The organism is Shewanella donghaensis (assembly GCF_007567505.1).
GTDB lineage: Bacteria > Pseudomonadota > Gammaproteobacteria > Enterobacterales > Shewanellaceae > Shewanella > Shewanella donghaensis.
Genome location: NZ_CP041783.1, coordinates 3,567,547 through 3,592,651, shown reverse-complemented (window position 1 = coordinate 3,592,651; position 25,105 = coordinate 3,567,547). Strand labels below are relative to the sequence as shown.

Annotated in this window: 24 protein-coding genes; 21 read left to right on the top strand and 3 right to left on the bottom strand. The window is 41.6% G+C overall.

The features are described 5' to 3' along the window. Nucleotides 1-102: 102 nt before the first annotated feature. Complete coding sequence (locus FPK91_RS15515) at nucleotides 103-723, top strand: SCO family protein (protein ID WP_144212153.1); 621 nt, start codon at nucleotides 103-105, stop codon at nucleotides 721-723. A gap of 9 nt (nucleotides 724-732) precedes the next feature. Continuing rightward, a complete protein-coding gene (locus tag FPK91_RS15510) occupies nucleotides 733-2,235 on the top strand; it encodes a methyl-accepting chemotaxis protein (RefSeq protein WP_193559170.1) in 1,503 nt (500 codons plus the stop codon). Nucleotides 2,236-2,342: 107 nt separating this feature from the next. Here FPK91_RS15510 and yjjG read toward each other — a convergent pair whose 3' ends face one another. The 3 genes from yjjG to FPK91_RS15495 form a co-directional block, all read right to left on the bottom strand. Continuing rightward, nucleotides 2,343-3,023: a pyrimidine 5'-nucleotidase gene (yjjG, locus tag FPK91_RS15505; protein ID WP_144212152.1), complete on the bottom strand. Its 681-nt coding sequence runs from the start codon at nucleotides 3,021-3,023 to the stop codon at nucleotides 2,343-2,345. Between the two features lie 135 nt (nucleotides 3,024-3,158). Then, nucleotides 3,159-4,235, bottom strand: coding sequence for a phosphotransferase enzyme family protein (locus FPK91_RS15500; protein WP_144212151.1), 1,077 nt, complete (start codon nucleotides 4,233-4,235; stop codon nucleotides 3,159-3,161). Between the two features lie 96 nt (nucleotides 4,236-4,331). Next, nucleotides 4,332-5,654 carry a hypothetical protein gene (locus tag FPK91_RS15495; RefSeq protein ID WP_144212150.1) on the bottom strand — a complete coding sequence of 441 codons (1,323 nt, stop codon included), beginning with the start codon at nucleotides 5,652-5,654 and terminating at the stop codon, nucleotides 4,332-4,334. Between the two features lie 352 nt (nucleotides 5,655-6,006). On the opposite strand from FPK91_RS15495, the gene gmk reads away from it, so the two are divergent. The 19 genes from gmk to FPK91_RS15400 all read left to right on the top strand — a co-directional run bounded on the left by gmk (nucleotide 6,007) and on the right by FPK91_RS15400 (nucleotide 25,105). Beyond that, nucleotides 6,007-6,630, top strand: a complete 624-nt coding sequence (gmk, locus tag FPK91_RS15490) for a guanylate kinase (RefSeq protein ID WP_144212149.1) — start codon at nucleotides 6,007-6,009, stop codon at nucleotides 6,628-6,630. Between the two features lie 60 nt (nucleotides 6,631-6,690). After that, nucleotides 6,691-6,969 carry a DNA-directed RNA polymerase subunit omega gene (rpoZ, locus tag FPK91_RS15485; protein WP_144212148.1) on the top strand — a complete coding sequence of 93 codons (279 nt, stop codon included), beginning with the start codon at nucleotides 6,691-6,693 and terminating at the stop codon, nucleotides 6,967-6,969. Nucleotides 6,970-6,982: 13 nt separating this feature from the next. Further along, nucleotides 6,983-9,097 (top strand): bifunctional GTP diphosphokinase/guanosine-3',5'-bis pyrophosphate 3'-pyrophosphohydrolase, encoded by a 2,115-nt coding sequence (spoT, locus tag FPK91_RS15480; protein WP_144212146.1) that lies wholly within the window; start codon nucleotides 6,983-6,985, stop codon nucleotides 9,095-9,097. Between the two features lie 135 nt (nucleotides 9,098-9,232). Beyond that, nucleotides 9,233-9,616 (top strand): RidA family protein, encoded by a 384-nt coding sequence (locus tag FPK91_RS15475; protein ID WP_144212144.1) that lies wholly within the window; start codon nucleotides 9,233-9,235, stop codon nucleotides 9,614-9,616. Nucleotides 9,617-9,853: 237 nt separating this feature from the next. Then, nucleotides 9,854-11,509 carry an AMP-binding protein gene (locus FPK91_RS15470; RefSeq protein WP_144212142.1) on the top strand — a complete coding sequence of 552 codons (1,656 nt, stop codon included), beginning with the start codon at nucleotides 9,854-9,856 and terminating at the stop codon, nucleotides 11,507-11,509. A gap of 193 nt (nucleotides 11,510-11,702) precedes the next feature. After that, a complete protein-coding gene (locus FPK91_RS15465) occupies nucleotides 11,703-12,623 on the top strand; it encodes a calcium/sodium antiporter (RefSeq protein ID WP_144212140.1) in 921 nt (306 codons plus the stop codon). Between the two features lie 200 nt (nucleotides 12,624-12,823). Continuing rightward, entirely contained in the window at nucleotides 12,824-13,528 is a 705-nt protein-coding gene (locus tag FPK91_RS15460) for a tetratricopeptide repeat protein (protein ID WP_144212138.1), read from the top strand. A gap of 85 nt (nucleotides 13,529-13,613) precedes the next feature. Beyond that, nucleotides 13,614-14,750: a sensor histidine kinase gene (locus FPK91_RS15455; RefSeq protein WP_144212136.1), complete on the top strand. Its 1,137-nt coding sequence runs from the start codon at nucleotides 13,614-13,616 to the stop codon at nucleotides 14,748-14,750. A 3-nt stretch (nucleotides 14,751-14,753) separates the two neighbouring features. Continuing rightward, nucleotides 14,754-15,374: a response regulator transcription factor gene (locus FPK91_RS15450; RefSeq protein WP_144212134.1), complete on the top strand. Its 621-nt coding sequence runs from the start codon at nucleotides 14,754-14,756 to the stop codon at nucleotides 15,372-15,374. Between the two features lie 274 nt (nucleotides 15,375-15,648). Beyond that, complete coding sequence (recG, locus tag FPK91_RS15445; RefSeq protein ID WP_144212131.1) at nucleotides 15,649-17,724, top strand: ATP-dependent DNA helicase RecG; 2,076 nt, start codon at nucleotides 15,649-15,651, stop codon at nucleotides 17,722-17,724. A 160-nt stretch (nucleotides 17,725-17,884) separates the two neighbouring features. Continuing rightward, the gene (locus tag FPK91_RS15440; protein WP_144212129.1) at nucleotides 17,885-18,751 is read left to right on the top strand and encodes a DUF3014 domain-containing protein; all 867 of its coding nucleotides are present in this window, start codon (nucleotides 17,885-17,887) and stop codon (nucleotides 18,749-18,751) included. Nucleotides 18,752-18,973: 222 nt separating this feature from the next. Beyond that, nucleotides 18,974-19,729, top strand: coding sequence for a beta-ketoacyl synthase chain length factor (locus FPK91_RS15435; RefSeq protein WP_144212127.1), 756 nt, complete (start codon nucleotides 18,974-18,976; stop codon nucleotides 19,727-19,729). After that, nucleotides 19,729-20,580 (top strand): lysophospholipid acyltransferase family protein, encoded by an 852-nt coding sequence (locus tag FPK91_RS15430; RefSeq protein ID WP_144212125.1) that lies wholly within the window; start codon nucleotides 19,729-19,731, stop codon nucleotides 20,578-20,580. Before FPK91_RS15435 ends, FPK91_RS15430 begins: the two co-directional genes overlap by 1 nt. A 25-nt stretch (nucleotides 20,581-20,605) precedes the next feature. Then, on the top strand, nucleotides 20,606-20,860 hold the full coding sequence (locus FPK91_RS15425) for a phosphopantetheine-binding protein (protein ID WP_144212123.1): 255 nt from the start codon (nucleotides 20,606-20,608) through the stop codon (nucleotides 20,858-20,860). 9 nt (nucleotides 20,861-20,869) lie between these two features. Further along, on the top strand, nucleotides 20,870-21,118 hold the full coding sequence (locus tag FPK91_RS15420) for an acyl carrier protein (RefSeq protein WP_144212121.1): 249 nt from the start codon (nucleotides 20,870-20,872) through the stop codon (nucleotides 21,116-21,118). Then, complete coding sequence (locus tag FPK91_RS15415) at nucleotides 21,118-21,666, top strand: COG4648 family protein (RefSeq protein ID WP_144212119.1); 549 nt, start codon at nucleotides 21,118-21,120, stop codon at nucleotides 21,664-21,666. Before FPK91_RS15420 ends, FPK91_RS15415 begins: the two co-directional genes overlap by 1 nt. After that, complete coding sequence (locus FPK91_RS15410; protein ID WP_144212117.1) at nucleotides 21,659-23,023, top strand: AMP-binding protein; 1,365 nt, start codon at nucleotides 21,659-21,661, stop codon at nucleotides 23,021-23,023. The genes FPK91_RS15415 and FPK91_RS15410 overlap by 8 nt, the downstream gene beginning before the upstream one ends. Beyond that, nucleotides 23,016-23,405 (top strand): ApeI family dehydratase, encoded by a 390-nt coding sequence (locus tag FPK91_RS15405; RefSeq protein ID WP_144214468.1) that lies wholly within the window; start codon nucleotides 23,016-23,018, stop codon nucleotides 23,403-23,405. The genes FPK91_RS15410 and FPK91_RS15405 overlap by 8 nt, the downstream gene beginning before the upstream one ends. 2 nt (nucleotides 23,406-23,407) lie before the next feature. Beyond that, nucleotides 23,408-25,105, top strand: a complete 1,698-nt coding sequence (locus FPK91_RS15400) for a glycosyltransferase family 2 protein (RefSeq protein WP_144212115.1) — start codon at nucleotides 23,408-23,410, stop codon at nucleotides 25,103-25,105.

The window sequence follows — 25,105 nt, the reverse complement described above, 5'->3', positions numbered from 1 at the left end:
GTACTAATCATTTTTAGTGTATTAATTATTCATTTTCATGGACTTTAGCCGATACAGTTATATATAAGCTGCTAAACTTTTGTTTAATTCAGTCAATTATGGATGGAGAAAAGACCGATTAAAAAACTCATAGCTTTAGGGATAATTCTATTTTGTTTTAGTTTGATTCCTTTATTGAGCATCACGAGTAAATGGCTGTTTGATGATCCTGAAGGTTATGGTCTGCGGGTTGAAAGCAACAACTTAGTTAAGTTTGAATGGCTGGACTACACGCTTTTTCCCCATCAGTTTCCACTCGATGATATTGAGGTAACATATTTATTTATGGGCTTTTTATCCTGTTCAGAAATTTGCCCTATCCGTATTCAGCAAATGAGGCAACTTGAGCAGTTAATAGACGTTGATCCCATGCTCTCAAATCAGTCTATTAATTTTATGTTTATTACCATTGATCCGCAAAATGATACGACAGAAGTAAGAAACCAAATCATTGATCAACGTTCAACTAGATTTATCAGTGCTGAATTGTCCGAGAAACAATTAATGCGTTTGAACCAACAATTGTCAGAAAATATCAATCGCCAATTACAAACAATTAATCATGTAGGCAATTTATTTTTAATCTCATCAACTGGAAAAGTTGAGCGAATTTATACTGCTAAGCAATTATCTACTAACGATATGTTAGCTGAGCTAAAGCATTATTTTTATTCTGTTAATTAGGGCTAGTTTATGAATAATAATCACCAAGTCACACAACTATTAAAAAATGATTCATACGTCTACCGTATTTTGATGTTGCAAGCCCCCTTATTGTTTATCAGTGGCTTTTTAGGTGCTGAAATGCAGAGTTTCAGTATATCTGCCGCTGTTGCAATTTTATTGATTGTGCAAGTCAGCTATAGCTTATTAAAAGGGACAGCGCTATTTGGAATCGTTGCAGCAGTTATATTGATGACCGTTTCCGCCCTGCTTATTCAAAGCCAAATGGGCATGATTGAAATGCATTTCCACATTTTTGCCACCATGGCAATACTGCTTATTTACCAACGCTGGCAACCACTGCTGGCCAGTTTAGTGACCGTAGCTGTGCATCATGTGCTGTTTACTTTTATTCAGTTACAAGGCGGTAGCCTTTTTGGTACACCTATCATGATTTTTGCGGGAGACTGTAATTGGAGCATTATGTTGGTGCATGCATTATTCGCTTTAGCCGAAACGATTATTTTAATCAGAGTGGCATTAATGATGCGGGAAGATTCGGTTGCAAACCAACGTATTGCAAGTTCCATTGAGCAAATATCTCAAGAGAAAGATTTATCCATTCGACTTGATAACGCTAATACTCAAGCAGAAATAGCGTTCAATGTCATGCTTGAAGAACTCAGCCAATTATTTACAGATTATCGTGATATTGCCGTCGAAATGGGTAACACGTCGGACAATTTAATGAGTTTAAGCAACGACAGTCAGTCGGCGGTTCAAAAGCAAAATGAAAACGCCCATAACATTGCAGATACAACACAAATGGTGATTAGCTATTTTCAACAGGTGACAGAAAATAGTCAGCAATCAGCCAATCAAGCAAGTGACGCCTCAAGTTCCAGTATTGAAGATCGCAAGCAGGCGCTAAACATCATGCAAGATATGCAGTCACTGCAAACCAATACTTCAGAAGTCAGCGAGTCTTTATCATTACTAACTGAAGATGTAGGGGCTATTACCACGCTTTTACAAGCTATTAGAAGCATTTCGGAGCAAACAAACTTGTTAGCACTTAACGCTGCCATTGAAGCAGCTAGAGCGGGTGAATCTGGAAGAGGCTTTGCGGTAGTGGCTGATGAAGTACGCACCCTTGCTCAACGCACTAGTCAATCTACAGATGAGATTGCTGCGGTATTGACACGCTTAAATACCAGTATGATTAAAACAGTTGAATCGATGGATTTAGGTAGCCAACGAACCAGCGATAATGTTGAACACACCAGTAACATAGCGAAAGGATTAGAGCTGCGCTCATCTCAGATTGAGCAAGTGGCGACCTTAAGCCGAGTCGTTGCCTCTGAAACTCAGGATCAAGGGGTGAAACTTGAAGAGGTGGGTGCTGAAATTCTTGCGAATGCTGAAGCTGCATCGATTTTGTCTCAACAAATAGAAAAACTAGCGCAAGGAGCTACGGCAATGAAACAAATTACGGAAAATTATCAAGAAAAAGCAGCGACTTACAAAGTGTAAAAATAGGCAATGATGTAAAGGCTCAATAGGAGTATTTGCTATCCCTATTGAGTTTATAGTCACATCATGTTTGTTGTAAACTTAAAGCTAACTGGCAACTTTAACCATTAGAGCCCTTGCTTCAAATAGTCATGCAGCTCATATAAATCCTTAACTTCAAATGTGGGTTGAATCCCATCAACCACAGCTTTGCCGTGATGATTAAGCCAGCAAGTATCAATACCTGCGTTTACCCCACCTAAAATATCCGAATGTAAGTTATCTCCCACCATTAGAATATTTTGCTTATCGGGATTACCCATAAGCGCAAAGGTATGCTCGAAAATACTGACATCGGGTTTAGCTTTGCCAAACTCTTCTGAAATCACCACATGATCAAATGACTGCTTAAAGCCGGTGCGTTCAAGACGGACATTTTGCAGCTCTGTCAGGCCATTGGTGATAATGCCAAGATTTGCTTTACCTGCAAGGCTAGACACTAACTGTTTAGCACCGGGTAATGGCTGGCAGATATCGGCCATTGCAGCTAAAAAGTCACTGTTGAGTCTTTGGGTGGTGACATTAAGCTTTTCAGCCCAATGTAAAAAACGGGTATGTTGCAGCTGCGCCGCATCAATTAACCCTTGCTGATAATCAACCCAAAGTTGTTTATTCACTGATTGATAAAATTCAAAATCAGTGGCTTTAAAGTCAACTTCAAAGCGAGAAAACATCAGTTTAAGGCCAGCAAAGATATCGAAATCAAATAGGGTTTCATCGGCATCAAACAATATCCACTGGTACTTCATTTACCCTATCCTTTTATTTTTTTCATATACTTCAAAGCACAAAATGGCGGTTATTAGGACTGCCATACGCGTTATTAAATCCAGCTGATTAATTTAAGACGGATCAGTTTTAGACTGTTCAATTTAAGAATAGCGTTATTCAAATAAGGTTTTTAAATGCAGCTGTTGTTCAACAAGGCTTTTATACACCGTTAGCTGATTAGCTGCTCTATCGAGGTTATGGCCTTCACGATGGATACCAAAATACACATCGCCATTTAAATGATCGGCTAAAAAGCGGGAACCTAGCATTAGCGCCATCACTTTAATGCCTAACCACAGACTGCGTTTTTCAGTCGCGGTAAGAATATTAGATAACTGAGTCGTATAAGCTTCAGTAGCTGCCTTAATGATTGCTGGCCGCGCAATCACCTTATCCAGTGCGGTCGAGTCTTCTTCTTCTGGCGAACAAAAACCTCGTACCATATCGCCAAAGTCATACATCAAATACCCTTTCATACAGGTATCAATGTCAATCACAGCCATGCTCGACATATCACGCTTATCAAACAGCATATTATTGATTTTGGTGTCGTTATGACAAATTCTTAGAGGCAGTTCTTGCTCAATTGATGACAGCTCGTCAAACAAATTCTGCTGAGTTAACACTAAATCAACCCACTGCTGACAAGCCGCTAAACGCTGACTTTTATCGTCAGTTACAGCTTGTTTAAGTTGCTCAATGCGTTGTGGGAGGTTTAAGAAATTAGGAATAACATCTTGTAAGCTGTTGGCATCTAAATCGCTTAATGCTGAGGCAAAGTGCCCAAATGCACTGGCGGCCATTTTAGCTTCATCTTCATTGCTGACCACTTCGATAGTGGCACTATTGGCTAAATAGCTAATTGAACGCCAAAAACCGTTATCAGCAAGATCGACAGCAAATTTGCCATTTTTTAATGGGATAGGTGAAATAACCGCAAGCTGATACTCGCCAGTTTTTGCTTTTTTATTTAAGTGTTGGCTGACTTTAGTGGCATTATCGATTAATACGTCAGGTACTTTAAACACCGTAGTATTAATTTTTTGCAGTACCATTTGCCCAGTTGACCACCTAACCAAATAGGTTTGATTAATATGGCCATTGCCTAGAGGCGAAATACTGGCATTTGTTACTTCTGATTCTGCAATTCCATATAAAGGCAAAATTGTTTGCCTAATAAACTCAACCACCCAACACTCCATATCTTTTCTTTTTGCAAGCCAAACAGTTTAAGCCATCGCTGACGACAACACTAGTGACATCATTAACTGAAAGGTTTCATGCCATTATAAGCTTTTAATAAATCGTTCAAATGCCGGCTCACTTGATAACGTGGCCTGGCTGCCTTTTAAACTAAAGTTATAGCCACAAAGTTTAAAGCTACCACGCATGGCAACATTGTTGATGAGCTTTTTATTATCCAATGGAGAGAACTTTGCTTCGGTGCCACTATCAGCCATTAAATCAACGGTAACAGGTCTGATTTTACTGCCATCGTTAAATATTAACTCAGCACAGCTTTTATCGCCTTTGGCCGTATCTAAGCGCCAAATAGGTTGTGCATCGCCTTCATCACCCATCCAACGTACCACCAAAATATCTTGTTGGAGTATTAACCAAAAACCATCGGGTAACTTGACTCTAGCAGTTTCGTTTGACGTTAAAGGTTGTTCAATGGGAGCAGTTTCAACGGCGACGGGTTCAGTGTCTTCAGTACTGTTAAATAATAAGCTCACCAAATAGATAACGATGCCAACAACAAATATCACCCCAACAGCTTTAGCCGCTATGATTAACATTTTTTGATTATTCTGCGCCCATATCAGCCAAGACTTGAGTAGTTCAGTCATCGAACCTGACTCTAATGCTCCTTGATCAACACGATAAGTCCGCTTTTCATCAGCTTGATATTCTGTTGATGATTCATTACTTTCTGGGCTGTAGTTATTGGCGTCATTAGCGTCAAAGCTATCAGCGCTATTATCGGCTGCGGTAAACTGATTACTGTCACCATCTTTATAGACTGTTTCTTGTTGATAACCTGGTTCATGGCCAAGTTCATCGTCAAAATGTTCGCTCTCAGTATTAAAACTTTCCGAGTCAGCGTTTGGTTCTAAATTTGAATTTAAATGAGAAGTTGTTTGAGCACCATCCCCAATCGTGGGTTCATGCCTACGTCGAGCCTCACGTGCACCCGTTGCTGGTTTTGCATGCGGACCTTGATAACCCATCATATACGTATTATTAGATTTTCTTTTGTTAGCACTCGGCGCTGAGAACCATGCAAAACCGCCACTTACAGCAGCAGCCAATACAAAGATGATAACGGATATAGGAGTCGGAAACTCAAACCCTACCGATAAGGTAAAAAATAACAGTAATAGACTCGGTATCACGACCAAAGTGTTTGGCTTAGCCGCGTCTCTTAAGCGACGTAAACTGCTTAATGCACTGATAGGTAATGCCAACAGTCCCGCGATAAGCGTGGTAGCAGAATGAGAAAAAAGCAGCGCAACTATCAATACAAAAAACAAACTGCATAATTGAATAGCGAGCACGCGTTGACTGTTATCTCGGCCTTGGAGGCAAAATAAGGATGCGATCGACACAAGAAATCCTAATAATCAAAAAGTGAACTACTGGCAGACTAAACAATTTCCTCACTAAAGTCAGCGAAACAGGCCTATTTGCAGCTAAATTAATTCTAAAAATATCAATTTCAACCTAATTCACACCATTAACCTAGTCAGTTAACATTTTTATTAACCTAGATATCAAAATGAAATAGCCCTACACCTGCACGCATATGACTTAATACAATCAATAACATTTTATAAAGTGGAGAAAAACTTCCATTATCAACTCGACATAAATGCAGTTTTTTCCATCACAAATCTCGCAAATGGTGACGCTTTGAGTATAATACTCGCCCTGTTAAATAATCTGGTTGGAATTTGCACTATGAGCGCGAGAGGAAATCTATTTATTGTGTCTGCCCCAAGTGGCGCCGGTAAATCTTCACTTATCTCTGCATTATTAAAAGATAAGCCAAGCGACATGCAAGTGTCTGTATCACACACCACCCGCCAACCACGTCCAGGTGAAGTTAATGGTCAACATTATCACTTTGCGACTGTTGAAGATTTTAAAGCCCTCATCGCTGATGAAGCTTTTTTTGAATGGGCTGAGGTGTTTGGTAACTATTACGGCACATCCCGCAAGGTTATTGAGCAAACATTATCTGAAGGTATTGATGTCTTTTTAGATATTGATTGGCAAGGTGCTGAGCAAGTTAAAAAAGTGATGCCCGAAGCCATAGGGGTATTTATTTTACCGCCTTCAAAAGCTGAGCTTGAACGACGCTTAACAGGTCGAGGACAAGACAGCCAAGAGATCATTGATGGCCGCATGGCTCAAGCAGTCTCAGAGATGTCACACTATACTGATTATGAATTTGTTATTGTGAATGACGATTTCGACACTGCGTTAGGCGATCTTTATGCGATCATTCGCAGCCAAAGATCAACCTATGCTAGTCAGATCCATACTCACAATGATATGATTGACGATCTGTTAGCAGACTAATTGTCATTAAGTACAATTTAGCGTTACTTTTTCCCATATTTAACACTGGAGTTTCACCACATGGCTCGCGTAACTGTAGAAGACGCCGTAAACAAAATCGGCAACCGTTTTGACATGATCCTGGTTGCAGCGCGTCGTGCACGCCAAATCGCTGTGCAAGGTAAAGACCCAATGGTTGAAGAGATGAATGACAAGCCAACGGTTATCGCTTTACGCGAAATCGAATTAGGCCTAGTCACTTCAAACACATTAGACGCTGATGAGCGTCAAACTGTACGTGAACGCGAAGCTGCTGAAATTGCCGCTGTTGCAGCAATTGCTGAAGGCCGTTCACTTTAAGGAGTAGCGCCACTTGTATCTGTTTGAAGGTCTAAAGGAGTCTGCGTCAGGTTATTTAGAACCTGCGCAAGTAGAATTACTCAAGCAGGCGTACATTGTTGCGCGTGATGCCCATGAAGGGCAAATGCGCACAAGTGGCGAACCTTATATTACCCATCCCGTTGCGGTTGCCCGCATCGTTGCAGATATGCGCCTCGATCACGAGACGTTAATGGCTGCACTGCTTCACGACACCATCGAAGATACCCCTGTTACTAAAGATGAACTCACTGAGTTATTCGGCGTAACCGTGGCTGAACTCGTCGAAGGCGTGTCTAAACTTGATAAAATTAAGTTTCGCGATAAAAAAGAAGCCCAAGCAGAAAACTTCCGCAAGATGATGATGGCAATGACGCAGGATATCCGCGTTATTTTGATCAAGCTTGCCGATAGAACGCATAATATGCGTACTTTGGGTGCATTACGTCCTGACAAACGTCGTCGTATTGCCCGCGAAACGTTAGAGATTTACGCACCGATTGCTAACCGTCTTGGTATTCACAATATCAAAAGCGAATTAGAAGATTTAGGTTTCCAAGCCTATTATCCAATGCGTTATCGTGTCATTAAAGAAGTCGTTAAAGCAGCACGTGGTAATAGAAAAGAACTGATTAACAGTATTGAAGCTGCCATTATCACTCGTCTTGAAGATGCCGGTATTAAAGGCACCGTAAAAGGCCGTGAGAAAAACCTTTACTCAATTTATCGCAAAATGAGTAACAAAGAGCTGCAGTTTCAAGAAGTCATGGATATCTACGCGTTCAGAGTCATGGTCGATTCCATTGACACTTGTTACCGTGTACTAGGTGCCATGCATGGTCTTTATAAACCTCATCCAGGTCGTTTTAAAGATTATATCGCTATTCCAAAAGGCAATGGTTACCAATCGTTGCACACCTCATTATTTGGCCCCCATGCGGTTCCTGTTGAAGTACAAATACGTACTGAAGAAATGGATCTTATGGCTGACAAAGGGGTTGCTGCTCACTGGATGTATAAGAGCGGTACTAGCAGTTCACAACAAAGTACCACCCAAGTTCGCGCTCATAAGTGGATGCAAAGCTTGCTTGAGCTGCAACAAAGCGCCAGTAGCTCATTTGAATTTGTGGAAAACGTTAAGACTGAACTCTTCCCTGAAGAAATTTACGTCTTCACGCCTGAAGGTCGTATTTTAGAACTTCCAGTAAATTCTACTGCGGTCGATTTTGCTTACGAAGTTCATACTGATGTAGGTAATACCTGTGTCGGTGCCCGTGTTAACCGCCAAGCTTATCCATTAAGCCAGCCGTTAATATCAGGCCAAACCGTTGAAATTATTACCGCTAAAGGTGCACGACCTAACGCCGCATGGCTTAACTTCGTGGTAACCGGTAAAGCGCGCGGTAAAATCCGCCAAGTACTGAAAAGTTTAACCAGTGATGATGCAGTGGCATTAGGCAAACGCCTATTGAACCATGCCCTAGGTGAAAACAAACTAGACGATATTGCAATTGAGCAATTAGACAAAGTCATTTCAGAAACCAAGCACGATAATCTTGAATCATTACTGGCTGATATCGGTCTTGGTAATGCTATGAGTATCGTGATTGCCCAACGATTGATGGGACAAAAACTCACTACTAAGAATGAAGACAGCGACACCGAAGAGCATTTGATGCCAATTCGCGGTGCTGAAGGCATGTTAGTGACCTTTGCTAATTGTTGTCGCCCAATCCCTGGTGATGCTGTTATTGCCCATGTAAGCCCAGGCAAAGGCCTTGTGGTTCATATGGAAAACTGCGCTAACATTCGTGGTTATCAAGGTGAACCAGACAAATATATTCCAGTCCATTGGGATAATGTTGAAGGTGAAACCTACCAAGCGAATTTACGCGTTGAGATTGTTAACCATCAAGGTGCACTCGCTAAAATCACCAATATTATTGCAGCTACGGGCTCAAATATTCATAACTTGAGCACTGAAGAACGTGATGGCAGAGTTTATTTAATTAACCTACGTATCTCAGTAGATGACCGCGTTCATTTGGCTAATGTCATGCGCCGAATCCGTGTATTACCAGAAGTCCTACGCACCTCACGTAACCGCTAATAATACCTCAGAGACTTCTGCTATTCGCAGAAGTCTTGCACACCTCATACGATAATTAGTAAGATTGATTTGTTAAACTGATAAGCGACTTAATTGCTTAGAAGTTAATTCATTTATTTGATCGCAGAGGGCGTCATGGCAGAAAAAATCATCATCGCAACCGATAAAGCTCCACAAGCAATTGGCACTTATTCTCAAGCAGTAAAAGTAGGCGACACTGTTTACTTGTCTGGCCAAATCCCACTCGTACCCAGCACCATGGACATGGTTAGTGATGACTTTTCTGAGCAGGTTGTGCAAGTATTCGAAAACTTAACTGCGGTATGTGAAGCTGCAGGCGGTTCAATGAGTGATATCGTGAAGCTAAACATCTTTCTAATCGACTTATCCCACTTTGCTACCGTGAATGAAATCATGGCTCGCTACTTTACTCAACCTTACCCTGCACGTGCTGCAATTGGCGTAAAACAGCTGCCAAAAGACTCATTAGTCGAAATGGATGGAATAATGGTGATCTAGTTCACAAACAGACTTTTACACTAGAGGGTGCCTATGGCGCCCTTTTTTATTAGAGTTTTTACTCGACAGCTATTCACTTTTCAGCGAAACATGCTAGTTTATTAGTCTTAATTAACTCATTTTAATCTCTTCGTGTTTGCGAACAGGCTGATAAATAGCCATACTAAGATTATTACGTTAGCTCAATAGAAACATACACATCCTATATCAAAAACAAAAACGAACATGGAATTGTCGATGGAAAATCTAATGAAAACGCCAGTAGAAATGTTATCCCATTGGGCTGAGACTCAACCGAATGAAGTCTATTTAAGACAACCCATTAATGGCCAATATGTTGACTTCACATGGGGAGAAGTTCAACAGAAGGTTCAACAAATTGCTGGTGCACTACGCCACCTAGGTTTAGAGCCTGGTGATAAAATTGCCGTACTATCAAAAAACTGTGCAGAATGGTTTATTACCGATCTGGCGCTTATGCATGGTGGCTACATCAGCGTACCCATTTATCCGACCGCTAACTCAGAAACGATTCGTTATGTGTTAGAGCACAGTGGTGCAAAAGCCATTTTCACCGGTAAACTCGATTTTTGGGCAGACCAAGAAGCCGGTGTAGGTGGAGAAATTTTACGCTTAGCAATGCCTTATGACACCATGCCGGCTCAGTACCATTGGGAAAAGCTGCTTGAACTAGGTCAGCCACTAGTGGATGCGCCAACTCCTTCTGGCGATCAAATGATGACCCTTATTTACACATCAGGTTCAACAGGTAAGCCAAAAGGCGCCATGCAAACATTTGGTAGTTATGGCTGGACCTGTGAAGCGGTTGTGCGTGATTTAAAGACCAATACCACTGATAGATTATTATCTTACTTACCTTTAGCGCACATTACTGAACGTGTGGCGATTCAGGGTTCATCTTTTTATTCAGGTTCTTCAGTCGCGTTTGTGGAAAGCTTAGATTCATTTGTTGCTGATGTTCAGCGTTGCCGCCCTACGGTATTTTTCTCAGTACCGCGTCTATGGACCTTGTTCCAACTAAACATCGTCAATAAAATTGGCCAAAGCAAACTCGATTTACTGCTTAAAATCCCTATTATCAGCAGCTTAGTAAAAAGAAAAATCCAAAAAGGTTTAGGGCTTGAACATTGTCGCTTATTGGGCTCAGGTTCGGCGCCGATCCCACCTAACCAATTAGAGTGGTATTACAAAATCGGTATGAATATATCGGAAGCATGGGGCATGACTGAAAACTGTGCCTACTCGATTATCAATTACCCATTTGACGCTTCAAAAATTGGCAGTGTGGGTCGCCCGGTTGAAGGCTGCCAAGTACGCCGAACTGACGATGGCGAACTAATGGTTAAAAGCCCAGGATTAATGACCGGCTACTACCAACAGGAAGAAGCCACCGCAGCATGCTTTGATGCTGATGGTTTTTTCCATACTGGCGATTTATGCGAGATAGATGAAGATGGCAGTATTTCAATAACAGGTCGTGTAAAAGACAACTTTAAAACATCGAAAGGTAAATATGTCGCGCCTGTGCCAATTGAACGAAGATTAGCACAAGATCCACATATTGAATTGCTATGTGTTATTGGTTCTGGTTTACCGCATCCTATTACTTTGGTGCAGTTATCTGAAGGCTCTACTTTGCAGTCTCGTAAAGAAGTTCGCGCTTCACTAAAAGCCACACTCGATAGTGTTAACCCACATCTTGAGTCGCACGAACATGTTGATGCCATTGTTGTCGTCACTGAACCTTGGACCATTGATAATGACGCCTTAACACCAACGCTTAAAATTAAGCGTCATGTATTAGAGAAGAAATTCAGCGCCAAAGTTGATGGTGTTCGTGGTGCCAAAGTTTGTTGGGAAGACGAGCTGTGAGCGCTTAATTAGCAATAATTATTAGAAAAAGCACACTGTTTAGTGTGCTTTTTTGTTTAATCAGAACTAATTAACACTAAAAAGTATTGATGAATAAAAATTAATTGTTGTATCAATTAAATTGCATTGCTTAAATTTACAATCGACTTATGCTTGCCCGCCTTGAAATTCCATCTATTTACGAGTCTTACTCATGTTTATGTATTTATCGATTATTGGTGGCTTTGTTATCCTGACGATTGGCGCTGAAGCGCTAGTACGTGGAGCAAGCCAAATAGCCCTGAAATTAGGGTTAACACCGCTGATTATTGGCCTAACTATCGTCGCCTTTGGTACCAGTGCGCCAGAACTTGCAGTCAGTGTTAAGTCGGCCATTGCAGGCAATAGTGGCATCGCGCTAGGTAATGTGATTGGCTCAAACATCGCTAACATTGGTTTAATTCTCGGGATCACCGCATTAATTCGACCCATAAAAATTGAGTCACAAATGGTGCGCCGTGATATTCCGATTATGATTGCTGCGTCACTGCTATTTTGGACCTTACTATTCGATGGCGGGTTAAGCTTCATGGATGGTTGCATTCTGACAGCCTTGCTCATCACCTATTTGTCATTCAGTTATTTTACTGCTGAGAAAAGCCAAGCCCAACAAGAAGATCAAAGCCAAAACCAGTTCCTATCTATTGTGTTTATTATTGTTGGCATCAGCATGCTGGTTGGCGGTGGGATTTTATTTGTTGATGGCGCTGTGGCCATGGCCAGCTCTTTTGGGATCAGTGAAGTCATTATTGGGTTAACGATTGTCGCTATTGGCACCAGTATGCCTGAACTCGTCACTTCAATCGTGGCGGCATTAAAAGGCCAAAGTGATATTGCCATTGGTAATGTGATTGGCTCAAACCTATTTAATATATTGGGTATTTTAGGGGTGACAGCGCTTATTCATCCTATTATTAGTAACGAAATAAGCTCAATTGATTGGATTGTAATGATTGCATTAGCGGTAATATTACTGCCTTTTGCGTATACAGGTCTTAGACTCGGTCGCCGCGAAGGTGGCATTTTAGTGGCAAGTTATCTCGGTTATATCAGCTACCTGGTGATAAATGCATAGTTAAACCATTAGTAATTATTTTAAATATCGAAAAATCATATAGTTAAAAATGCAGCCGCAAGTCATAAAACACACTTGCGGCTAATCAATGACATTTGTCACCTCAAAGTGGTGACGTTTGTGCCTGCACTCTTCAAGCCCTTTCTTAGATACTAATTCCGTAGCAACACACACCTTAAATTGAATAAACGGAGTTAATCATGAAATCACTAATTTTTAAATCACTAAGCTTAAAATCAACAGTCATTGCAGTAACACTCACTTTAGTGACTAGTACTAGCAATGCCGATATTGGTGCTATCGATATGGCCGCCAACGCAATGAATTTACAACAGCTAAAATTACTCAGCGAACAATCTGTGGATTATGAACATGCCTATGCTGAATATCGCACCGCTATTACAGCGAATATTAGTGGTCAACGCGGGGTGGCTAAAAAAGCCCTTAATGATGCGCAGTCGACACTTGAAAGTGTATTGACCCGTGAAGACGATGCAGAATCAATGGCGTTACTGGCATCTGTTTACGGCATGCAAATAGCTAATGATCCAACCAAAGGACAATCTCTTGGGATGAAAGCAGGCAATTTATTGAATCAAGCAGAACAACTCAGCCCAGAAAATCCACGAATAGCTTTAGTAAGAGCAATGAGCGCCTTTTATACTCCTGCTCAATATGGCGGCGGCATGGATAAAGCTGAGCAATATGCCACGGATGCCATCACCTTTTATGAACAACCATGTGACAATATCTGTTGGGGACAAACTGAAGCGTACACTTGGCGCGGCCTAGCTAAGCAAGAATTGGGAGATCAACAACAAGCTGTTAATGATTGGCAGCAGGCAGTAGACATTGATCCTAATTACGCATGGGCAAACTTTTTACTCAAGCAGCAAGCATTATAACGAGTGATAGGTAACTTGAAGTTAGCAACTGATCTCATACACATTTCTATTGAGTTACAGTATGCTAACTTCGCAAGGAGGCTTCATGTCTAATACTAGTGCGACAAATAGTTCGACAACAAATAGTGCCATTCACCCAGAAAGAGCTTATAAGCAAAAAACGGCTTGGGTATATCTACTTAATCTCATTTTTTACTTCATTCCGATTTGGTTTATGAAGGATGATTGGGTTCAAGTTGCTGTGAGTTTGTTTTTAATCATGCCATTTTTATATGGTTACTTTTGGGCCTATAAAAGTTCGGCCTCTCAAGCGAAATACCCCTTAGCTCTGATGCTCATGACAGCGAGTATCGCCACTGTATTTACCACAGGCTCGATTTCATTTTTCAGTTTTGCAGGCTTTTTCATTGGCTTTTTTTACTCCCTTCGCACGGCAATAATTAGCTTTATCCTTATTAGTGGCTGGTTGTGGTTACTGGATTATATGATTGGCTATGAAGCGTATTATTTCCCGCTGTACGGCATGCTAATCACCTTTGTAGTCGGACTTTTTGGGGTCGTCGAACATAACAATGAACGCATCAGGCGCCAACAAAGACAGTCAAATGATGAAATAGCTAACTTAGCCACCGCACTTGAGCGCGAACGTATTGCGCGAGATTTACATGACATCATGGGCCACAATTTATCTTCCATTGCACTGAAAGCACAACTCGCTGAAAAACTGGTTGAAGCAGGAGAACTAATTCTCGCGAAACAGCATTTACAAGAACTAGCAGATATTGCCCGAAATAGTTTAAGTGAAATTCGCCAAACGGTTTCAAACTACAAACATAAGGGCTTGGAAGAAACGGTGAATCAACTTTGCAGCTTATTAAGACACAAAGGTATCGAGGTTCATATTGATGGGCAACTGCCTGAGTTAACCCCATTGCAAGAATCCCAGCTAGGGTTAATGCTGACAGAGCTAGTGAATAATATGGTGAAACATAGCCACGCCAGCCAATGTTTGCTGCAATATCAAATAACAGACAATCAACTCGACTGCAGCCTTAGTGATAACTCATCGACTAAAGCTATTGAAGAAGGTAATGGTTTAAAAGGGATAAGAGAACGAGTGGAACTGTTAGACGGCAAGTTTACTTATGATACTGAAGATGGTTACCGTTTTACCATTAGCTTGCCACTCCAAAGCTCACCAGAAAAAGACATGGAAGTATAATTGATGAAAATTTTATTAGCAGAAGATCAAGCCATGGTAAGAGGTGCACTATCGGCATTACTGACTCTGGCTAAAAGTGAATTAGGTGAAGTCGACGTCACTGAAGCTGAAGATGGTAACCAAGCCATGACATTGCTGAAACAACAACATTTTGATTTGCTCCTTAGTGATATTGAAATGCCCGGCCACACCGGACTTGAACTCGCACAATGGTTACAGCAATACCAAGCTCAGGCCCAAGCTAAAACTAAGATCATCATCTTAACCACATTCGGCCGCGCGGGTTATATCAAGCGCGCACTAAGCTCTGGTGTCGAAGGTTTTTTGTTAAAAGATGCACCATCAGATAGTCTTGTTAGCGCGATTAAACTGGTTATGTCAGGTAAAAAAGTTATCGATCCTGAATTGGCTATCAGCGCAATTGGCGATATCGACCCACTCAATGATAAAGAGAGAAAAGCCCTGCGATTGGCCAGTGAAGGGCTATCAACTAGTGATATAGCAGCTAAGTTATTCATCGCTGAAGGCACTGTGCGTAATTACCTTTCTGAAGCGATTAGTAAACTCAGTGCGACTAATCGTATTGATGCCGCAAGAATTGCTAAACAAAAGGGCTGGTTATAAAGGCCGTTAAACTTGTTATTTGGATTAATATTGCCTTGTTTTAAAACTCTGCTAAGATAAGCAATACATCTGTATATATTTACAGTACTATCGTTGCTAACGACCATGTGTGCTATAAAGCTAAGTGTATAACTCTTGGGATAAGTGCAAACTTTATCGCTAGTTTTAATCATTAGGTTTAGTAACTCACTTCAGCTACTAGCATTGGTTACTAACAATAATCGCCAAATAACGAAGTTTGTAACCGACTCAAAAACAGAAAGGCATTGTAGATTTGCAACCATTGGATCAGGTTCCGATAACCGACTTAAAAGGCGTCGCTAAAAAAGTCGCTGACAAGCTGGAAAAGCTGGGGATTAAAACAGTACAAGATGTGCTGTTTCATTTGCCTCTGCGTTATGAAGACCGAACCCAAATTTACCCCATCAATGCGTTATACCCTGCAATGTACGCTACCGTTGAAGCCGAAATACTCTCGACTCAGATAGTACCGGGCCGCAGACGTATGCTGACCTGCAACATTGCAGATGAATCAGGCCATCTGACATTACGCTTTTTTAACTTCTCCGTAGCCCAGCGTAATAGCATGCAAAATGGCGCAATTATTCGTGCTTATGGCGAAATCAAACGTGGTAATCGCCACTTTGAGATTATCCACCCTGAATACAAAATTATAAAAGCCGGCGACAATGCAGCTCTCAGTGAATCACTGACACCGATTTATCCTTCCACTGAAGGATTAAAACAAGCCAGCTGGATAAAAATGTCTGAACAGGCTCTAGCCATGCTCAATCAAGGCGGCTTACAGGAATTATTACCGCCTGAGTTACAGCCGAATAATATGAGCATCAGCCAAGCTTTATCATTAATTCATCGACCACCCAATGACATAGTACAATCAGATTTAGAGCTAGGAATGCACCCAGCTCAGCAGCGATTGGTACAAGAAGAGCTGCTTGCCCATAACCTCAGTATGTTGCAATTACGCCAACGTAATAACCTCGATAAAGCCGTCACATTACCTGCAACAGGCCAGCTGCTAAACCCATTTTTAAAGGCCTTACCGTTTAAACCCACCGGTGCTCAACAACGTGTAGGGGCTGAAATTAGCATCGATATTGAACAACCCACTCCGATGATGCGCTTAGTGCAGGGTGATGTGGGTTCGGGTAAAACATTAGTTGCGGCATTAGCAGCCCTGCAAGCCATCGAAAATGGCTATCAAGTGGCGATGATGGCACCCACCGAATTGCTGGCTGAGCAACATGCGGTTAATTTTGCAGCATGGTTTGAACCACTAGGCCTTAAAGTCGGTTGGTTAGCGGGTAAATTAAAAGGCAAAGCTAGAACTCAATCTCTAGCAGACATTGCTGATGGCAGCGCCAATATGGTGATTGGCACTCATGCTATTTTTCAAGAAAAAGTTAGCTTCAATAAACTCGCGCTAATTATCATTGATGAACAACACCGTTTCGGCGTACATCAACGCTTAGGCTTACGGGAAAAAGGCGTAAGCCAAGGCTTTCATCCGCATCAATTAATAATGACAGCAACACCAATCCCACGAACATTAGCGATGACAGCATATGCGGATTTAGAAACCTCCGTCATTGATGAGTTACCACCAGGCAGAACGCCAGTAACCACCGTCGCAATTGGGGACCATCGTCGAGAACAAGTTATTGAGCGAGTCAAACAAGCAGCAATAAATGATAATCGTCAGATATATTGGGTTTGCACCTTAATTGAAGAATCTGAAGTACTTGAGTGCCAAGCCGCTGAAGATACTGCTGCCGAGTTAGCTAAGTTATTGCCGGAACTCAAAGTCGGCCTAGTTCACGGACGGATGAAGAGTGCTGAGAAACAGCAAATCATGGCTCAATTTAAAGCGGGTGAACTACACTTATTAGTTGCCACTACGGTTATAGAAGTCGGTGTTGATGTGCCAAATGCCAGCTTAATGATTATCGAAAATCCAGAGCGTTTAGGCCTTGCTCAATTACATCAATTACGTGGTCGAGTAGGCCGTGGTTCAATAGCAAGCCATTGTGTTTTATTATATAAAGCGCCGTTATCTCAAACCGCGACCAAACGTATAGGGGTGCTGCGAGACAGCAATGATGGTTTTGTTATCGCACAAAAAGACTTAGAAATTAGAGGGCCAGGTGAAGTACTCGGTACTCGACAAACTGGTTTAGCTGAAATGAAAATTGCAGATTTAGTCAGAGATCAATATCTCATTGAAAATACACAAAAACTAGCGACACATGTCATGCAACGAGTACCTGACAATGTCGACAGTATTATTCATCGATGGTTGGGTGATCGCCAACAATACGTACAAGCATAAATTATTGTTAACCTTGCGATGTTATTACTAGACAAGTGAGCAGATTATTGCAGAATGAAGCCTAAGGTTAAATTCGTTTAAGCAATATTTGTTAGCATGACTAACCTATAATTAACCCGTATTCGGTTCCACTTTCGACGTTTAAAGCTAAGGAATAGAAATGCAAGCCAATCAAGAAGACAGAGCAACACCACAATATAACCGTGCCAGTGGAAGTACTGCAGGTGTGATCGCCATTACCGTTGCGGTGTTACTTGCTGGCGCTGGCTATTTCTATTTCACATCTAATAGTGAACCTGAAATTGAATTTCCGATCCCTGTGCAATTACCTGAACCGGTACCAGAACAGCCAATTGAACAAGAACCCATTGAAGAAGTCATTGTTAAGGTCATTGAACCAACCGTTATTGAGGCACCAGCGGAACCTGAAGTCGTAGTTGAACCCTTACCAGCACTGACTGAAAGTGATGATTTTGTGGCACAGAAAACCATTGATATGGCTGATGGCATGAAAATCGATTCATTGATTTTGAAAAAAGACATTGCCCGTCAGTTTGTGGTTTTTGTTGATAACATGGCACAAGGTGAAGTTATTCACAAAGCTAGCCCATTAAAAGGCCCTAAAGACAGCTTTACAGTGAGTGAAATAACCAATAAAACTTACTTAAATCCTGATAGTTATCATCGTTATGACCTATACGCCAACATGATGTCAGGTATGAACGAACAACAACTGATCAGTACTTACAAAGAACTCACCCCAATATTCGACGAAGCATTTGAAGAATTAGGTTATAGCGACATGTCATTTGACGATCGAATGCAAGAAGCTTTTAAAGTGATTTTAGCCGCACCGATCATTGAAGATCCTATTGAATTAAGCTCTATCAGTGTGAATTATCAATTTGTCGACCCTAAGCTTGAAGCGCTACCCAACGTGCAAAAGTTTATGGTGCGTATGGGACCTGAAAACAGCCTCAAGATCAAAACAGCCATCAGAAAGCTGCAACAACAAATGGCAAAATAGTTAAGCGGGCAATATAGTACTTCATTAGTAACAGTATGTTACGACTTAATGAATTTATCAGCGCCTCTATTGATTACATAACAAAAATAGCGACATTTATGTCGCTATTTTTATTTAGCCTCACACAAAAAGACTTCATTGTCTCGTTAGAATTACGGTACAATCAGCCAGTAGTATTATTAACTCAGCTAGGGATACCTGAGTCATATCAGAGGCAAAGTAGTGCAATTAGTATTTGATATTCTCTCATGGGGTGCTTGGTCTGTAGACTTTCAAAATAAAGAGAGCTGGAGCGAATGGGATAAGCGCGCCTCCGATTCAAATTTAACTCCTAATGCTAGCTCTATCTCCCCGCCCTTACTTCAAGTACCTGCAATGAAACGCAGACGTTTTAGTCGGTTAACTAAAATGATGCTGACTGCTGCCTATGATTGTAATCCTGCAGAAAATTGTCGCAGTGTATTTGCATCACGCCATGGCGAACTGACTCGTACTCTTGGACTGCTAAAAGATGTGGTCATCAAAGAGTCTTTGTCACCACTCGCTTTCAGCCAATCAGTTCATAATACAGCCAGTGGAATATACGGTATTGTCACCGGTAACACTGCCCCCTCAACGTCTATTGCGGCAGGTGAAGAAACACTTTCACTAGCGATGGTTGAAGTCTACGCTCAGCTTGCAGAAAACCCAGAACCTGTATTAATGGTTTTTGGCGACGATCCTGTCCCGCCCATATATAATCAATTCACTCTAGAATTCGAACTACCGCTTGCCATGGGGCTTTATTTAGCCCCAGCTAACAGCGGTCACTCTCAAACACTTGCCCAACTGACATTAACGAATAGTGATAATAATGAGGCTGCATCACCCCAACCGATTAGCTTTGCTGAACTCATTCATGCAATCGCCTCAGATAAAGCGAAATCCGGTCAATTATGCCAATGGCAGTGGCAGCTAAAGAGCTATAACGGTCAATAATGACAAGTAATCAGCTCAACAATCTCCAGATAGAAACCGCAACGCGGTTAACTGGCCTCGCTTATATCCCCCGTTGGATTGGCGGAGTATTGTGCTATGTGGCGTTTGGTCTTGGTGGGCTACTGAGCTCTATCACAATATTGCCTATTCTTCGCTTTTGGCCGGGTCAGAAACAACAACGTATTGCTAGAGTTCAGAAAGCCGTACACAAAATGTTTAAAGGCTTTGTGTGGATGTTGACATCCACTGGAGTCATCAAGGTAACCACTAAAAATATACAAGCTTTAACTGATGCAAAAGGTGTAATAGTGATAGCAAATCACCCTACGCTAGTTGATGTAGTGGTACTCATTAGCTTAATGCCTAATGCTGGCTGCATTGTTAAGAACACACTATGGCGAAATCCATTTATTAGAGGCGTTTTGGCTTCTGCTGGTTACATACCTAACCGTAGAGCAGAGTTATTATTACAAGATTGCCAGCAAGTTCTTGATAGTGATACAAACTTAATTATATTTCCTGAAGGTACTCGTACTGTGGCAGGGCAGAAAACCAATCCTTTTGCCCGCGGTGCTGCAAACATTGCCATTAGAACGAAGAAAAACATTATTCCTGTCACGCTGCGTATTGATGTGGCTGGGCTAACGAAGCAACAACCTTGGTACGACATTCCAAGGCAAACGATGAATATGTCAGTAGAAATTGGCGCAGCTTTTGACCACCTGATGTATGATACTAATCAAAGTAGCGAAGCTAAATTGGCTAGAGTATTAACCCGCGATTTAGAGCAATATTATCAACAGCAATTATTCGCCTTAGTACCTAGTAACGACTTAGTGAAAGTAAAATAAAATCAATCAAAATTAGAATATTAATATGACTTTACATAATGAAATCAAACAACTGATCATCGACTGTCTCGATTTAGAAGACGTCAGCATTGGTGATATTGAAACCGATGCAGCACTATTTGGTGAAGGCTTAGGTTTAGACTCAATTGATGCTCTTGAACTTGGTTTAGCGATCAAAAAGAAATTCGATATCAAAATCGAAGCGAACTCAGAAGCCACTAAAGCACACTTTTTCAGTGTTGCGAGTTTAGCTAGCTTTATTGAATCACAACGTTCTTAAGGAATTATCATGAAAAGTCGTGATCAAATCCTTGAAATGTTAACTCAAATTCTTGTGGATGAATTTGAAATTGACGCTGATGATATCACTCTAGATGCCTCACTTTATGAAGCGCTGGATTTAGACAGCATTGATGCCGTTGATTTAGTGATTAAGCTGCAACAGATGACAGGTAAGAAGATTCAGCCAGATCAGTTCAAGACTGTTAGAACGGTTGAAGATGTCGTCAATGCTATCGAAGGGTTAATGAAAGACTAATGCTGTTATTGCAAATCTTCACCGCTATTGCGTTAGTTTGCTACCCCTTAGCGGTCTATTTGGGTTTGCAGTTTTTGCCTCCTGGCACAATAGCACTATTACTATGCATTATTCTTATTGCGCGCTTGGCGCTAAATAAACAACAACTTGCCTCTATGGCGTTGCCGCTAATAGTGGGCATTGGATTAACCGCTGCCAGTTTTATTGCCAAACGCAATGATTGGTTACTGTTTTATCCTGTAGTGATTAATTTAACCATGCTAGGACTCTTTAGTTATTCGCTAATAAAAGGGCCCAGCATGATTGAGAGACTCGCAAGGTTAAAAGAACCGGACTTACCTGATGCTGCTATCAGTTATTTAAACAAAGTCACCCTACTTTGGTGTGGACTGTTTGTATTAAATGGCTCAGTTGCATTCTATACAGCCCAGTTTTCCACACTAGAAATGTGGACCCTTTACAATGGTTTAATTGCTTATCTTCTTATGGGCTTATTGCTTGGTGGAGAATGGCTGTATCGTACATTTTGGTTGAGAAAACATGAATAACTTGCTGATTAACTGGTTACAGACTGGCCCGAAAACCCAACAACTCATAAGTTTCAATCACCATGATATCGTGACAGGTAATCTGTTTAAATCTCATGTGGCGTATTTATACGAACAGCTTTCAGCCAGTCCAGCTAAACGCTGGTTACTTGCAGCAGAAACCAGCGATTTATTTGCTGCGGGTATTTGTGCAGCATTACTTGCAGGTAAGCAAATTATACTGCCATCAAATACCCAAGGCGGTACGTTAACAGAACTCAATCATGCTTTTGATGGCGTCATAGCAGATCAGCCGTTATCGGAAGTTAAACAGTTTATCTTACTCAAAAAAGAACTCGGTTTACCGACCAAAGATTGGCCGAAATCAGACAACTTAGGTGAGTTGGTATTATTCACCTCTGGCAGCAGTGGTGAACCTAAAGCCATTGAAAAATCGATCGCACAACTTGATGCTGAAGTGAGCGTATTAGAACAAACATTTGCAGCCCGATTACCACAGTGTAGTGTCATTTCAACAGTCTCTCACCAACATATCTATGGTCTATTATTCAAGATTTTATGGCCACTTGCCGCAAACAGGCCTTTTTTAAGTGACTTAGTTGAATACCCAGAAACCTTAAGTTATTACATTGCATTAATGCCTAACCTTTGCTTAATCAGTAGCCCCGCGCAATTATCTCGTCTACCTGAAGCATTGGAGTTTGAGCAACAGCAATTAGCGCCAAGCTTAATATTCAGCTCTGGCGGCCCATTAAGTTATGAAGCCTCCCAGCATATCCACACTTGCTATGGTCAATTGCCAATTGAAGTATTTGGGAGCACTGAGACTGGCGGTGTTGCTTATCGTCGACAACTAGAAGTTGACCGTACTTGGCTACCTTTTAGCCCGATAGAAATAGCCTCTGACAGTGAAGATGGCGCGCTGATGATTAAGTCTCCTTACTTGCCTTGTTCAACACAGTGGCTTAAATGCGATGATAAAATCGACCTACAAGCAGATGGTCGATTCAGGTTATTGCACAGGCTAGACCGTATCGTAAAAGTAGAAGAAAAACGCTTATCGTTAGCCCAGATGGAAGGTCTTTTATGTACTCATCCCTTTGTAAAAGAAGCCGCGGTGATACAACTTGCTGAACCAAGAATTATGCTTGGCGCAGCAATAACCTTAACCACTGAAGGTTTAGCACAACTAGACCTAGGCAAATTAAGCGTTAATAACCTCTTAAAACAACACTTACTCAGCCAATTTGAACGAGTGACTTTACCAAGACGCTGGCGCTACCCTGATGCTTTACCTACAAATGCCCAAGGTAAGCGAATACAAACGGATTTATTAGCAGTTTTCAATGATGATTAAATCAGCTTTACCTCAAATTATAAGTCAAACAACCTTTGATAACGGCGTAAGCTGGCAGATCTTTGTTGCTGCTGAGCTCGATTTCTTTAAAGGTCATTTTGACGAGCAACCCGTCTTACCCGGTGTAACCCAACTTGATTGGGCCATTCAGCTTGGCAGTAAAGCCTTTGGCTATGAACCTACGGTTGCAACATTGGAAGTACTTAAGTTCCAACAGTTATTGCTGCCTAATACCCATGTAGAGTTAGTTATTAGTCACAATCCAGATAAAGCCAAGCTCACTTTTCACTATCAAGATGGTGACAAGCGTTTTGCATCCGGCAGAATTGCCTTCGATACGAGCGGCATCGAGTCTCAGCAATCTTTAACCAAGGATAGTTAATCATGAAACTAGCTATCATTATTCCCAATTATAATCATCAACAAGCCATCGCTGACACCTTAGTTGCGCTTGAACCATTCGGGCTACACTGCTATTTAATCAATGATGGCAGTAACGATGACACACGTTACTTATTACAAGAATTAGCCGACAAATATGATTGGGTCAGTCTGATCCACCATCCCTTTAATCGTGGTAAAGGTGCAGCTGTAACAACAGGGCTTCGCGCAGCATTCAAAGATGGCTACAGCCATGCTTTGCAAGTCGATGCAGATGGCCAGCATTGCCTAGATGATATTCCTGCAATGATAGACGCCGCGACTCAGCAACCTTTAGCCTTAATTTCAGGTAAACCTCAGTACGACGAGTCAGTCCCAAAAGGGCGATTATATGGTCGTTATATCACCCATTTTTGGGTATGGATTGAAACCCTAAGTTTTGATATTCAAGATTCAATGTGTGGATTTCGAGTCTATCCACTTGCCGCGACGGAGCAACTATTCCGTGAGCAAGCCTTAGGTGAACGCATGGATTTTGATATTGAAATCATGGTCAAAATGCACTGGCAAGGCGTGCCTGTCGTCCATATCCCCACAAAAGTGATTTACCCTGAAGATGGCATTAGTCACTTCCAAGGCTTTAAAGATAACGTCCGAATTTCAGCCATGCATACCGGGTTATTTTTCGGCATGCTTAAACGCTTGCCATCAATACTGGCAAAAAAAAACACTAATAAACACTGGTCTGTAATGGGCGAGCGCGGCAGTTATTGGGGGGTGAAATTACTCGCTGATAGCTATCGTTTAGGTGGACACTGGCTTTGCAGAGCAATCATGTACCCTGTTATTTGCTACTTCTTTTTAACCGGCGCCACTGCGCGTAATGCATCTTTAGACTTTTTGCGCCGTGTTAAACAGCAGCACCCTGATCAGCAGTTATTATCAGATCCTGTTACTTGGCGAGATAGCCTCAAGCATTTTTTTGCCTTTGGTAACGCAGCATTAGATCGAATTGATGCTTGGTGCGATCGCATTAAGTTATCACACGTAGATTTTGCTGACAGGCATGTGCTGGCTGACCAATTAGCCACAGGTCAAGGCGCTGTATTGCTGGTGTCTCACTTAGGTAATCTCGAATTATGCCGCGCCATTTCAATCCACCAGCAGAAAGTGAAAGTGAATGTCATGGTGCTGACAAGCCATGCTGAAAATTTCAACAATGTACTGAAACAACTTAACCCTAATAGCAGTTTGAACTTAATTCAAGTGGATGAACTCGGGCCAAGCACTGCCGTGTTATTGCAAGAGAAAATTGCCGCTGGTGAATTAGTCGTGATTGCAGCAGATCGCACTTCGTCTGATACCGCTGGTCGAGTGATTTACACTGACTTTATTGGCCAACAAGCAGCCTTTCCCCAAGGACCTTTTATTCTTGCGGGTTTATTAAATTGCCCTGTTTACACCATGTTCTGTTTGCAAGAACAAGGGCGATATCATGTCCATGTAGAACACTTATCTGATAGCTTAAAAGGCCCACGTAAAGACCGCACCGAACGATTAACCGATGCTGTTGTTGAATACAGTCGCCGCTTAGCGCATTTTGCGACACAACAACCTTTACAGTGGTTTAATTTTTATGATTTTTGGCGCGATGATGAGCAATCACAACGTAGCCAGTCACAATCCAAGCAGGGACAGTAA

Bases quoted from the DNA above. Each gene is read 5' to 3' on its own strand.
- FPK91_RS15415 (WP_144212119.1), top strand. From the start codon at position 21,118: ATGCTGTTATTGCAAATCTTCACCGCTATTGCGTTAGTTTGCTACCCC.
- FPK91_RS15465 (WP_144212140.1), top strand. From the start codon at position 11,703: ATGTTTATGTATTTATCGATTATTGGTGGCTTTGTTATCCTGACGATT.
- FPK91_RS15400 (WP_144212115.1), top strand. From the start codon at position 23,408: ATGAAACTAGCTATCATTATTCCCAATTATAATCATCAACAAGCCATC.
- FPK91_RS15510 (WP_193559170.1), top strand. From the start codon at position 733: ATGAATAATAATCACCAAGTCACACAACTATTAAAAAATGATTCATAC.
- FPK91_RS15420 (WP_144212121.1), top strand. From the start codon at position 20,870: ATGAAAAGTCGTGATCAAATCCTTGAAATGTTAACTCAAATTCTTGTG.
- FPK91_RS15470 (WP_144212142.1), top strand. From the start codon at position 9,854: ATGGAAAATCTAATGAAAACGCCAGTAGAAATGTTATCCCATTGGGCT.
- FPK91_RS15425 (WP_144212123.1), top strand. From the start codon at position 20,606: ATGACTTTACATAATGAAATCAAACAACTGATCATCGACTGTCTCGAT.
- rpoZ (WP_144212148.1), top strand. From the start codon at position 6,691: ATGGCTCGCGTAACTGTAGAAGACGCCGTAAACAAAATCGGCAACCGT.
- FPK91_RS15475 (WP_144212144.1), top strand. From the start codon at position 9,233: ATGGCAGAAAAAATCATCATCGCAACCGATAAAGCTCCACAAGCAATT.
- FPK91_RS15450 (WP_144212134.1), top strand. From the start codon at position 14,754: ATGAAAATTTTATTAGCAGAAGATCAAGCCATGGTAAGAGGTGCACTA.
- FPK91_RS15455 (WP_144212136.1), top strand. From the start codon at position 13,614: ATGTCTAATACTAGTGCGACAAATAGTTCGACAACAAATAGTGCCATT.
- FPK91_RS15430 (WP_144212125.1), top strand. From the start codon at position 19,729: ATGACAAGTAATCAGCTCAACAATCTCCAGATAGAAACCGCAACGCGG.
- FPK91_RS15410 (WP_144212117.1), top strand. From the start codon at position 21,659: ATGAATAACTTGCTGATTAACTGGTTACAGACTGGCCCGAAAACCCAA.
- FPK91_RS15460 (WP_144212138.1), top strand. From the start codon at position 12,824: ATGAAATCACTAATTTTTAAATCACTAAGCTTAAAATCAACAGTCATT.
- FPK91_RS15405 (WP_144214468.1), top strand. From the start codon at position 23,016: ATGATTAAATCAGCTTTACCTCAAATTATAAGTCAAACAACCTTTGAT.
- FPK91_RS15440 (WP_144212129.1), top strand. From the start codon at position 17,885: ATGCAAGCCAATCAAGAAGACAGAGCAACACCACAATATAACCGTGCC.
- yjjG (WP_144212152.1), bottom strand. From the start codon at position 3,023: ATGAAGTACCAGTGGATATTGTTTGATGCCGATGAAACCCTATTTGAT.
- gmk (WP_144212149.1), top strand. From the start codon at position 6,007: ATGAGCGCGAGAGGAAATCTATTTATTGTGTCTGCCCCAAGTGGCGCC.
- FPK91_RS15515 (WP_144212153.1), top strand. From the start codon at position 103: ATGGAGAAAAGACCGATTAAAAAACTCATAGCTTTAGGGATAATTCTA.